The sequence below is a fragment of the Paraburkholderia ginsengiterrae genome, assembly GCF_001645125.1.
Lineage (GTDB): Bacteria > Pseudomonadota > Gammaproteobacteria > Burkholderiales > Burkholderiaceae > Paraburkholderia > Paraburkholderia ginsengiterrae.
The window spans coordinates 1-9,151 of the sequence record NZ_LXKA01000381.1; the positions used below are offsets into that span (position 1 = coordinate 1).

The following is a 9,151-nucleotide window of genomic DNA, read 5'->3' on the forward strand; positions in this document are numbered from 1 at the left end:
CGAAGTCACGCGCAAGGCATAGGAGAACGGCGATGGAAGTCATCAACCACACCGTCATCAACCTGATCATCTTCGTGCTGGCGATCTACGTCGGCTACCACGTGGTCTGGAACGTCACACCCGCGCTGCACACACCGCTGATGGCGGTGACCAACGCGATCTCGGCCATCGTGATCGTCGGCGCGATGCTGGCCGCGGGGCTCACGCTCGGCGCGCCGGGCAAGTTCTTCGGCACGCTGGCCGTCGCGCTCGCGGCCGTGAACGTGTTCGGCGGCTTTCTCGTCACCCGGCGAATGCTGGAGATGTTCCGCAAGAAAGAACCGAAGAAGCTCCCCGCAGCCGGCAAGGAGAACGCGTAATGAGTCTGAATGTCGTCACGCTGTTATATCTGGTCGCGTCGGTCTGCTTCATCCAGGCGCTCAAGGGGCTGTCCAATCCGAAGACGGCACGCACCGGCAATACCTTCGGCATGGTCGGGATGGCGATTGCGATCCTCACCACCATCGCGCTGATCTCCAAACAGGCTGCCGTGCTCGGCTCGAATCTCGGTCTGGGGCTGGGCCTGCTGCTGGTCGGGCTGGTGGTCGGCGGCGCGATCGGCGCGTTTGTCGCCGCGCGCGTGGAGATGACCAAGATGCCGGAACTGGTCGCGGCGATGCACTCGCTGATCGGTATGGCTGCCGTGTGTATCGCCTATGCGGTGGTGTCGGAACCGGCCGCGTTCGGGTTGGGTGCGGAGGAGGGCATTGCGGGCTTCCTGCCGTACGGCAACCGCGTCGAGCTGTTTATCGGCACGTTCGTCGGCGCGATTACCTTTAGCGGTTCGGTGATCGCGTTCGGCAAGCTCTCGGGCAAGTACAAGTTCCGGCTCTTCCAGGGCGCGCCGGTGGTGTACGGCGGCCAGCATCTGATCAACCTGATGCTGGCGATCGCGATGCTCGGCTTCGGCGTGATCTTCTTCCTCACGCAGTCGTGGCTGCCGTTCATCATCATGACGCTGATCGCGTTCGTGCTGGGGGTGCTGATCATCATCCCGATCGGCGGCGCGGATATGCCGGTGGTGGTGTCGATGCTGAACTCGTATTCGGGGTGGGCGGCAGCGGGCATCGGCTTCTCGCTGAACAATCCGATGCTGATCATCGCTGGCTCGCTGGTGGGCTCCTCGGGTGCGATCCTGTCGTACATCATGTGCAAGGCGATGAACCGCTCGTTCTTCAACGTGATTCTCGGCGGCTTCGGCAACGAGGCTGGCGCGGCGGCGGCGGGCGGGTCGGCGGAACAGCGTCCGGTGAAATCGGGTTCGGCTGACGACGCGTCGTTCATGCTCGGCAATGCGGAAACCGTGGTGATCGTGCCGGGTTACGGTCTGGCGGTGGCGCGCGCGCAGCATGCGCTGAAGGAGCTGACCGACAAGCTGGTCGAGAAGGGCATCGAGGTGAAGTACGCGATTCACCCGGTGGCCGGACGCATGCCGGGGCACATGAACGTGCTGCTCGCTGAAGCCGAAGTGCCGTACGACATGGTGTTCGAGATGGAGGACATCAATGGCGAGTTCGGCCAGGTCGACGTGGTGCTGGTGCTGGGCGCGAACGACGTGGTGAATCCGGCGGCGAAGAACGATCCGAAGTCGCCGATTGCGGGCATGCCGATTATCGAGGCTTATAAGGCGCGCACGGTGATCGTGAACAAGCGCTCGATGGCGGCGGGCTACGCCGGTCTCGACAACGACCTGTTCTACATGGACAAGACGATGATGGTGTTCGGCGATGCGAAGAAGGTGATCGAGGATATGGTGAAGGCGGTGGATTAACCTCACGCCAGCGGTTCGTGGCCTGCCGGGTGAGGGGCCGCGAATCGTCGATCGGACAGCAGGAATGCCCGCGCGAAACCGCGGTGAGCAAGTGGCAGTTTTTCTACCACGTGTTCACCGCGGTTTTGCATTCACATGCCGCATCAGGTCCGCGAGCCGCCTGCCTTCCTGATCCGGATATAGTTCGAGAACCTGAAGATTCTGAATTTTCTCCAGGCCGAAATTACGAAAATCGCCGCGCAATTCGCACCACGCGCCGAGCGTCCAGCGCGCCCCCCAATAGGCGAGCGCAAGCGGCCAGACCCGGCGCTCGGTCGCCGCACCGTTCGCGTCCGTGTACGCGAAACTGACGATATGCCGTGTGTCGATCGCCCGATGCAGTGCGTCGAGTTGCGCGGAAAAATCCCCTTTGATGTGAAACGACGGCGCGAAGACCGGCAGCCTTTCGAGCGTCGCGCGCTTGTCGGCCGGCATGGCTGACGCGATTTTTGCAAGCGCGCCACGCGCGCCGCTCGCAAAGCCCGCGCCGCCCCACGATTCGAGCATTCGCGCGCCTGCCGCGAGCGCGGCGAGTTCGTCGGCGGTAAAGGTGAGCGGCGGCAGACTCGCCGTACGGCTCAGCCGGTAGCCGATACCCGCTTCGCCTTCGATCGGCACGCCCGACAGCTGCAGGTCGCGCACGTCGCGATAGACGGTGCGCAGCGAGATATTCAGCCAGTCGGCGAGTTGTTGCGCGGTGGTCAGGCGCCGTCCGCGCAGCAGTTCGGCGATCTGGAACAGGCGGTCGGCGCGGCGCGTCATCGTGGGCGTCTTGTAGAAGAGGACAGGGACAGTCCCGCGATGATAGCGCCGCATGCCGCGCTCCGGTCGGCGTTGGTTGCGTCGCGCGTGCTGTCACGCGCGCGCGCCGTGTCGCGCCTTAGCCGTTGGTCTGCGAATGCAGACCGATGCGGTTGCCTTCCGTATCGATGAAAAACGCGATATAGCCGATGTCCTGCGGCAGCTTGATCACCGGTCCGTCGGTCTTGCCGCCGGCCTGTTCGATGCGCGCGAGGGTGGCGTCGACGGTCGGCCGGGCGTTCAGATAGACCAGCACGCCGTCTTGGGTCGGCGTCATCGACGGGCTGTGGATGATCGCGCCGCCAGTGGCCGGTTCCTGATAGTCGAATACGGCGATCGGCTGGGCGCCGAATTCCTGGACATTCAGTTTGACGTCGAGCGCGGTTTCGTAGAAACGAACGGCGCGATCGAAATCGACGGACGGAATCTCGAACCATGCAACAACTTTGGATGATGCGGACATGTCACTCTCCTGTGGATGGCGGGTAAGCCGTGCAAAGCGCCGGATGGCGTGAGAAGGAGTGTGCGGGGGGGCTACTGACAGCGTGGTGTCAGTAGGGGATGGCAGGAAGTGACCCATGACGGGGTGGGTTAAGACGTCGCCCCGACGTGCTGCCCGCTTTTAGGACAAATGCTATGTTTTTTGTCAAAGGCTGCCGGTAACCTGACTCTTCCTGTTGTCGGGCTGTGCAGTCCGTTGTCGCATCTTCCTATCGGTTGCCGCTTCGTCTGTTACGCACCACTGCCAAGTATCAAGGCACCGCCGTTCAAGCCCGCAGCTTTCTGTTTTCGACCGCGAGATTCCTACGTGATGAGATATTTTCTACGTAACGTCGTCGCGCGCGAGCAGGGCAACTCCACTGTGATGAGCCGTCCGGCTCATCTCAAACGCCAACTTCCGCTGGGCGTCTCCGCGAGCGCAGTCGTGCTGGGCAGCGCGATGGCCGTGCTAGGCACGCCTGTCGCGTCGGGCGCAGCGGCGAAGACGTTCCGTCAGGCAGCATCAGCGGGTACGAAAAGCGTTGCAGTGGGACGGGCCATGCCGGGCGCGCAACCCCTGGTGCTGAACAACGCAAACGCTTTGCACGCTGCGGACCCATTGCAGGTCGCGCACGCTCCGGCTCTGGCCGATGGCACGGTATGGCCGCCACTTCCGGGCGGTGATCTGCACACCAAACCATCGTTCATGCTCTCACCCGGCGAGTCGGTTCTGGTATCGATGTGCCGCGCGAACTTGGGGATGTGTGATCCGCATGTGTCCACTATGAGGCCGTATAGGACGGATGGGCATGAATGGGCCGGGCGGGTCATCGCGCAGGCGGCGAGGCCGGGAGCACAAGGTGTCGCCGACCTGAGCGGTGGCACGTCCGCCACGGCAGGCCTCCTTGCGATGCCGCATGCCGATACCGCGTCGTATGCCGGGCCGATCAACGGCAGTTTGCGCGATGCGTGGAGGGCAGATGGATTGCCGGTGAGTCTGACCGTGCAACTGAGCCGGATTTTCGCGGGTCGCCTCGATGTCTCGAGTCGTGCTCAATCAGGTGACAGCTATCGTATCGTCTACGAACCGGCGAGCCGTGATCGACCGGGTTTGCAAACCGGGCGCATACGAGCCGTCGAAATCACGCTGGCTGGGCGCAATTACAGTGCGGTGTGGTTCGTCGCGCCGGGTCGCACGAACGGTGATTACTATTCCTTCGATGGCAAGCGCCTGGTTGCGCAGCCGTTCGCGATGCCGGTGGCCTACGGTCGGGTCAGCTCGCCTTTCGGTTATCGGATTCATCCGGTGACCGGGATGCATTTATTCCACACGGGCGTGGATCTAACTGCACGCGCCGGCACACCGGTTGTCGCCGCGTGCGCCGGGACTGTGCAATTCATAGGATCTGACAGCAGCGGCTACGGCAAGCATGTCGTGCTGCGTCACGCGCAAGGTTATGCCACGTACTACGCGCATCTTTCGGCCTTCGCGAGCGGCTTGCGGGTTGGGTCGAAGGTGAGCGAGGGGCAGTTGCTGGGCGCGGTGGGGCAGACCGGTGTGGCGACCGGTCCACATCTGCATTTCGAAGTACGGCTGAACAACTCGCCAACAGACCCGCTCAAGCTGACGAGCCGCTTTGGCGCGGCGCCGTTGGCGGGACGGGAGCGCGCAGCATTCGATCGCGTAGCAAACGTTGCCCGGGAGCAGCTGGCTTTATCGGCGGTTGCTACCCGCACCGCGTCGATCGCGCCGCTTCCGCGGGGTTAGTGCGCCAAGCGACGAATCTGGCGCTTCATCATCACTTGTCCGGCCGATACCTCAAGCCGCCGGCGTGTCGGTTTGCGGCCGCTGGCGCACGCTGCCCGCGATCAGATCGAAGCGGAACAACCGGCATTCGAGCGCGCCGTTAAAGAGCGGCGTCTTGGTCGATTCGCGCAGGCGCAACTGGCCCGGCAGCTTGCGATCCGATGTCAGGATGAACGCGTGCCAGCCGGTGAAGCGTTGCTTCAGCGCGTCGCCGAGCGACTGGAAGAATTCGCTGTCCGGCGTTTCTTCCTGGGCACGGCGGAAACTGTCGTCGTCGCGGTTGCCACGATCGCCACGGTCACGGATTTCGCCACGGGCGTTGCGCCCGCGCACTTCTATCCGTTCGCCGTACGGCGGATTGGCGACGAGAATGCCCGCCTCTGACGTGGGCGGCGTCATACCGCGCGCGTCGACCTGTTTGAGCGGAATGGACGGCAAGCCGGCGCGCTGGAAGTTCGCGCGCGCCTTGTCGAGCATGTCGCCGGAAATATCACTACCGAAAATCTGCAGATCGGCACGCGAGCTGCGAGCGGCGTGCTTCGCGTCGAGCGCGGCGGCCTTGAGCGTTTGCCAGGTTTTGGCCTCGTACTGCTTGAGCTTCTCGAAGCCGAAGCGGCGCTCCGCCCCCGGCGCGATATTCAGCGCCACTTGTGCGGCTTCCGCGAGGAACGTGCCGCTGCCGCACATGGGGTCGTACAGCGGCGTGCCGGCGTTCCAGCCGGTCAGACGCAGGATGCCCGCGGCCAGGTTCTCGCGCAGCGGCGCCGCACCCTTGTCGAGCCGCCAGCCACGCTTGAAGAGCGGATCGCCGGAGGTGTCGAGGTAGAGCGTGCAGTCGGTGGCCGTGAGAAACGCGAACACGCGAACGTCAGGCATGGCTGTGTCGATGCTCGGACGCGCGCCGCTCTTTTCGCGCAGACGGTCGCAGATCGCGTCCTTGACGCGCAGCGTCGTGAATTCCAGGCTGCGCAGCGGCGATTTGATCGCGGTGACATCCACGCGCAGCGTTTCGTTCGCCGAGAACCACTGCTCCCAACGTTGTTCAACCGCTAGCGCGTAAATGTCCTGCTCGCTGCGATACGGCCGATGCGCGATTTTCAGCAGCACGCGGCTCGCGAAACGCGAATGCAGATTGGCGGCCATGCCGGCAGCCCAGCCTCCGCGGAAATGCACGCCGCCGGGCACCTGTGCGCCGGCCGTGAACGGCGCGCCGTTCAGATGTTTGGCGGCGATTTCGGCGAGTTCGGCCGCAAGCGAGGCTTCAAGGCCGCGCGGGCAAGGGAGGAAGAAATCGAAGGACATTGAGGTTGCCGGAAGGCGTTGGATAAGGCGCTATTGTACGCGGTCGGGGTGACCCTCCCCGAGCGATTGCCCGTCGGGCCGCCGCGCCGGCGCACGGACCGACGCGGCAAGCAGCTTCTACTGGCCTTCGCGCGCCGCTTTCGCCGGCCACACCAGCTCCAGCGGATGGCGCAGCACCCGCTGCCAGATCGCGCCGCGCAGCGAGCGCACCGCATTGCGCCGCAAGTCGCGCGATTTCACCGCCATGTAGAACGCGAGCGCGAAACTCACGGCCACATTGAGAATCGCCATGCTGCCGACGCCCGCCACCGCCCACCAGAGTTCCGGCAGTTCGAGGGCGTGTTCGCCGAGCACGCCGAGCGCGATGCCGATCGAACCGGCGCTGAGCGTCACGTGGCGCACTTCGAACGAAAACGCGAAGGCCGTGAGGATGGCCGGCACGAGTCCGAGCATCAGGCCGAGCGTGATATTGCCGACGACGCCGGCCACATTCGAGCGGCAAGCTTTCGCGAGCCGGGCGGCGCCGCGCACGCCCAGCGTCATGCGCAGACGGCGGTTGTAGGCGAGAGCGTCGGCGACGCGATGCAGGACGAACCAGTTGTCCGCCCAACCCGCAATCAGGCTCGACGACCACAGCAGCACGCCGGTCAAGGCTGCATAGAACGGCGTCGGCCCCAGCAGCGAGAACGATTTCAGCGTGGCGTGCGCCTTGTCCGGCGAAATGATGTCGGCATTGAACAGCGCGTGCCACAGCAACTGCACGCCGAGGCACACGGGGAACACCAGCAGCACGTTGCCGAGCACCGCAGCGGCCTGGGTGCGCATCAGCGCGGTCACCGAACTCACGAAACTGTCGACGCCGGCCGGCGTGCCCGTGCCGTCGAGTTCACGTGCGAGGGTGGGCGCGGTCATGGCCGGCTGCTTGGTGGCGAGCGAGAAGTGCAGGAAGTGCATCAGCAGGAAGCTGGCGGCGTAGTTGAAGCCGGCCAGCAGGCCCTCGGCCATGGCTTGCAGATGCGCGCCGGTAATGGCGAATTTGACGCACACCGTGACGACGGTGACGAGCCCGCCGCCCGCTGCCATGCGCAGCATCTTCAGATACTCAGCGCGATCGCGGGCGATGTAGTGCTCGCCGGTATCCGCGCTGTACTCGACAACCTTGCGCGCCAGCAGCGAAAAATTGCTGCGCATCAGATGCGCGACGCTTTGGCTTGCGTGATTCGCGTTCACGAGTTCGGCGGTCAGACGCGCGCCCGCGTGCGGATCGTCCTGTGCCATCCATGCGTTCAGCAGATGTTCGGCGCGCACGATCCGCATGCGCATGCGTTCGACCTGGAACACGATGTCGACGCTCACGCCGTTGCGGTAGAGGTGGGCGAAGACCTTGTCGGTCGCGCGGCGGCATTCGTCGAGCAGGAGGCGCAGGTAGTTGACCTCGTGCAACAGCTTGTCTTGCGGGGCGCCGGCGGCTACTGCCTGATGCTCGGCTTCGACCGCGAGCATGGCGCGCGTGAGCCGGTAGAACGGCTGCTTTTCCATGGCGACGCGCACGTCGCTGGCGTCGGACGTGTCGTCGGTATCGGCTCCACCGAGGCGGCTGCGGACGGTTTGCGACAGGCCTGTCGAGCTGATCTGGCAGGTGAGGTTATGCAGCGCGGCCAGCAGGTCGAGCGAGAACGGGGTGCTGTCGCGTTGTTCGTCTTCGTCGGGTTCGTAGTCGAGCAGCGCGCGGATTCGGATGAGCAGGTCGGTGGGAAGGGCGCCGATCCATTCGGCGTCGCGTTCCGAGCTGAACATCAGCGTGACGATCGCGGTCAGGTCGCGGCGGTTCGGGGCGGGCGGGATCAACGATGCGTCGAGGCGCTCGAACAGCGCGCCGAAGAAGCCCGAGTGCACGGGCATGCCTGCATCGCAGAGCAGCGAGAGGCCGTCGCTTTCGCGCAGCAGTGCGCGGAGGATCCCGGCGACGTTGGCCTTCCAGGCGGGGTTGCGGTCCAGCACGTGGAGCAGGTAGCGGATGCGCGTGTGCGCCGGCATGGAGCGGGAGTCGGCTTGAGCGTCGTCGGTGTCGCTGGGTTGGACGGCGCGGCCGCGGCGGATCCAGTGCGCGAGTTCGATCAGCCATTCGCTGCGATCCGCGTATGGGGCGGATTTGTTGGCGATCGCTAGTAGCGCGTCTAGTTGGTGGCCGCTGTCGCGGGAGGCGCGCCATTTTTTGATGAATCGTTTGAGGGAGTCGAACATTGTTGGTGTTTGCTATGCGGTTTTTCGTTTGATGTTTTTTTGGTCTGTGCTCTTTGGGCGTTGGCCTTTCCTTGAATTCACGGTGGTCTATTGGCGTTGCCCCTGTGCGGGGCGGCACTTACTTTCTTTGCATGCCGCAAAGAAAGTAAGCAAAGAAAGCGGCTTCCAACCGCAAACCACTAAGCGGAGCCCCTGGCTTGGAGGGGGGAGTGGTGCATCTGGAATCCGTGTTCTCGCACACTTGGCCCTGGTGACAAGGCCGTCATACATCCCATCTCGCGCTCCGCGCTCGCCGGAACGGTTCGTCTGGAACACCGGCGGGATAAATATAATTTGGTGGTGCGAACAAACTGGAGCACAGGAACCACTACAGTCAAGGACCCACCCTCGGTTTAATGAAATGCCGCGACGGCGCGCGCAGCGCCGCCGGAAGAATGACTGCCTTGTCACGAGCGCGGAGTGTGCGAGAGCACCGATTCCAGATGCACCACTATCCCCTCCAAGCCAGGGGATCCGCTTAAGAATTTGCGGTGTGAAGCGGCTTTCTTTGCCTACTTTCTTTGCCGCGGCAAGGAACGTAGGTGCCGCCCTGCACAGGGGCAACGCTAATAGACCCCAGTGAATTCTAGGAACTGCCAACACAAAAAGCAGCCACCAGTGAACCCAAG

Annotated in this window: 7 protein-coding genes; 3 read left to right on the forward strand and 4 right to left on the reverse strand. The window is 63.9% G+C overall.

Annotated features, from left to right (window positions below; genetic code table 11):
* Positions 1-32: 32 nt before the first annotated feature.
* Positions 33-359: an NAD(P) transhydrogenase subunit alpha part 2 gene (locus A6V37_RS36250; protein WP_064269553.1), complete on the forward strand. Its 327-nt coding sequence runs from the start codon at positions 33-35 to the stop codon at positions 357-359.
* Complete coding sequence (locus A6V37_RS36255) at positions 359-1,810, forward strand: NAD(P)(+) transhydrogenase (Re/Si-specific) subunit beta (RefSeq protein WP_064272586.1); 1,452 nt, start codon at positions 359-361, stop codon at positions 1,808-1,810. Before A6V37_RS36250 ends, A6V37_RS36255 begins: the two co-directional genes overlap by 1 nt.
* Before the next feature lie 114 nt (positions 1,811-1,924).
* Here the strand turns inward: A6V37_RS36255 and A6V37_RS36260 are convergent, their stop codons facing one another.
* Entirely contained in the window at positions 1,925-2,665 is a 741-nt protein-coding gene (locus tag A6V37_RS36260; protein ID WP_064286883.1) for a helix-turn-helix transcriptional regulator, read from the reverse strand.
* A 64-nt stretch (positions 2,666-2,729) separates the two neighbouring features.
* On the reverse strand, positions 2,730-3,113 hold the full coding sequence (locus A6V37_RS36265; protein WP_064272584.1) for a VOC family protein: 384 nt from the start codon (positions 3,111-3,113) through the stop codon (positions 2,730-2,732).
* Positions 3,114-3,461: 348 nt separating this feature from the next.
* Here A6V37_RS36265 and A6V37_RS36270 point away from each other — a divergent pair, with 348 nt between their 5' ends.
* On the forward strand, positions 3,462-4,898 hold the full coding sequence (locus tag A6V37_RS36270; protein ID WP_064272583.1) for a M23 family metallopeptidase: 1,437 nt from the start codon (positions 3,462-3,464) through the stop codon (positions 4,896-4,898).
* A 51-nt stretch (positions 4,899-4,949) separates the two neighbouring features.
* On the opposite strand, the gene A6V37_RS36275 is transcribed toward A6V37_RS36270, so the two are convergent.
* Both A6V37_RS36275 and A6V37_RS36280 read right to left on the reverse strand, forming a co-directional pair.
* On the reverse strand, positions 4,950-6,239 hold the full coding sequence (locus tag A6V37_RS36275; RefSeq protein ID WP_064286884.1) for a THUMP domain-containing class I SAM-dependent RNA methyltransferase: 1,290 nt from the start codon (positions 6,237-6,239) through the stop codon (positions 4,950-4,952).
* Positions 6,240-6,356: 117 nt separating this feature from the next.
* The gene (locus tag A6V37_RS36280; protein ID WP_064286885.1) at positions 6,357-8,483 is read right to left on the reverse strand and encodes a site-specific recombinase; all 2,127 of its coding nucleotides are present in this window, start codon (positions 8,481-8,483) and stop codon (positions 6,357-6,359) included.
* Positions 8,484-9,151 lie beyond the last annotated feature (668 nt).

Coding starts and splice junctions, on each gene's coding strand:
- A6V37_RS36250 (WP_064269553.1), top strand. CDS start 33: ATGGAAGTCATCAACCACACCGTCATCAACCTGATCATCTTCGTGCTG.
- A6V37_RS36255 (WP_064272586.1), top strand. CDS start 359: ATGAGTCTGAATGTCGTCACGCTGTTATATCTGGTCGCGTCGGTCTGC.
- A6V37_RS36260 (WP_064286883.1), bottom strand. CDS start 2,665: ATGCGGCGCTATCATCGCGGGACTGTCCCTGTCCTCTTCTACAAGACG.
- A6V37_RS36265 (WP_064272584.1), bottom strand. CDS start 3,113: ATGTCCGCATCATCCAAAGTTGTTGCATGGTTCGAGATTCCGTCCGTC.
- A6V37_RS36270 (WP_064272583.1), top strand. CDS start 3,462: ATGAGATATTTTCTACGTAACGTCGTCGCGCGCGAGCAGGGCAACTCC.
- A6V37_RS36275 (WP_064286884.1), bottom strand. CDS start 6,239: ATGTCCTTCGATTTCTTCCTCCCTTGCCCGCGCGGCCTTGAAGCCTCG.
- A6V37_RS36280 (WP_064286885.1), bottom strand. CDS start 8,483: ATGTTCGACTCCCTCAAACGATTCATCAAAAAATGGCGCGCCTCCCGC.